Source organism: Agromyces binzhouensis (assembly GCF_004135055.1).
Lineage (GTDB): Bacteria > Actinomycetota > Actinomycetes > Actinomycetales > Microbacteriaceae > Agromyces > Agromyces binzhouensis.
This window is the reverse complement of record NZ_SDPL01000593.1, coordinates 1-1,419: the sequence shown is the minus strand read 5'-3', so window position 1 is coordinate 1,419 and position 1,419 is coordinate 1. Positions and strand designations below refer to the sequence as shown.

Genomic DNA, 1,419 nt, shown 5'->3' with positions numbered 1-1,419 from the left:
GGCATCGGGCGCAGCGTGTACGCCGGCGGCCGGCCGCGCTCCGAGCTCACCTGACGCCCGCCCACAGGCCGCGCTCCCACGCGCGGGGGTCCACCGCGACCCGCGACTGCACGTCGAAGCGCATCGTCGCGCGCAGTTCGGCGTGGTACCTCGGCCACTGCTCGCCCGGGTCGCCGGACGACGCGAATGCGACCCACGCACCGTGCATCGAGTCGGCGAGCGACTGCGGCGGGTTCGGGCCGAGCATCGGGCCGAACAGCGGGGCGTCGGGGGAGAGCGTGTCGAACACGAACGGGATCTCCAGCGCGTGGACGGCTCCGAGGCCCGGCGCCGGCCACGCGAACTCGTACATGTAGGTCCGACCGCCGGCCGCCGCGTGCGCGTCCGCCAGCCTGATCGCCGGGATCCGCATCCACCAGTCGGTCTGGACTGCTGCGAGCAGGTCGCCCGGAACCGCGTCCGGGTACCGCGCCCGGTACGCGGGCAGGGACGTCGTCGGCGCAAGGTCGTACGCCGCGAGCGACTGGGAGCCGAAGCGGGCCACCGGACCCGTGAGGATCTCGTCCGTGATCCGCGCGAACGCGCCGCTCACCGTGAGCCAGAGGCGCCAGTCGTCGGCGTTCGTGCCGACGACCAGGTCCACGTCGCGGGCGGCGCCCGCCGCGATCCGATCGATCGGCGCTGCGGGGATCACCGCGCCGTCGACGACGGGCTGCCACGGCATCGTGGTGGCCACGAGCGGCATGCCCCATCGATCCGGGTCCGGATGGGCGATCAGGTCCGCCTTGAGTGCGGCCTGCGCCGCGAGCAGGCGGGGCACGCCGACCGCCGCGATCGCCTCACGGGTCGGCGACGTGCCGAGACGTTCCGCGAGGAGCCCCGCCAGGCGCTCGGCGTCGGACGGCGGCAGCACGTGGTGCGCGGCGCCGCTCTGGAGGATCGCCCGTCGGAACAGGCCGGCCGCGGCCGGCATCGCGAGCAGCATCCCGATGCTCATGGCGCCCGCGGACTCGCCGAAGACGGTCACGTCGTCGGGATCCCCGCCGAACGCGTCGATCCGGTCCCGGACCCACTCCAACGCCGCGACCTGGTCGAGGAGACCCCGGTTCACGTTCCCGTCGTCGAGCATCAGGAACCCCTCGGCCCCCGGCCGCCAGTTGATGACGACGCACACGATGCCGTCCCGCGCGAACCGGCTGCCGTCGTACGCGGCCGTCGAACTGAGCTCGAACATCCCGCCCTGGATCCACACCATCACGGGACGTCGCACCGCGCCCGGATCGGGCGTCCAGATGTTGAGGTTCAGCACGTCCTCCGCCGGAGCGGCGTGCTCGAGCCCGGCGAAGGCGGCATCGACCCCGCGCCAGTCCTCCGCCGCGCCGGCCTCGGCGCCGCCCGTCGCGGGCGGCGCGACCTGGG

Annotated in this window: 1 protein-coding gene; it reads right to left on the bottom strand. The window is 74.4% G+C overall.

What is annotated here, in order from left to right:
- Positions 1-46: 46 nt before the first annotated feature.
- Positions 47-1,419, bottom strand: a 1,373-nt coding sequence (locus ESO86_RS16965) for a carboxylesterase/lipase family protein (RefSeq protein WP_165308251.1), incomplete at its 5' end; no start/stop codon positions are given.